Annotated in this window: 1 pseudogene; it reads right to left on the bottom strand. The window is 34.8% G+C overall.

Annotated features, from left to right (window positions below):
- A pseudogene (locus tag LDP10_RS03245) lies at positions 1-422 on the bottom strand (NADH-quinone oxidoreductase subunit C/D); the annotation flags it as partial.

Here is a 422-nt window from a genome sequence, read left to right as displayed (position 1 = left end):
AGATAACATTATACGAATTACTTCTACCCTGCTTGATACTGTAATTCCTGCTAATTTTTCTACTGCCAAAACATAAGGCATTTCGTTAACACAACCACCAAGATATTCAATACGATCAGTATACGGAATGTAACTATGCCAAGACTGACGTTCCGCTATTTTTTCTGCGCCTCGATGGTGGTATCCTATATCTGGCATACAATCAACAATTTCTTCACCATCTAATTGCAAAACAATTCTAAATGCACCATGAGCAGAAGGATGATTCGGTCCTAAATTCAAAAACATATAATTGATGTTTGGATCTTTTTTTTTCATTCCCCATACTTCTGGATTAAAATTTAAATCTTCCATCGCTGAATCTTCTTTTTGTCTTGTCAAAAAAAATGGATCAAATTCTGTTGCTCTGGCTGGATAATCTT

Origin of the sequence: Buchnera aphidicola (Pemphigus obesinymphae), assembly GCF_026122815.1 — a bacterium.
GTDB classification, from domain to species: Bacteria; Pseudomonadota; Gammaproteobacteria; order Enterobacterales; family Enterobacteriaceae; genus Buchnera_C; species Buchnera_C aphidicola_BJ.
This window is presented reverse-complemented; position numbering and strand designations above follow the sequence as displayed.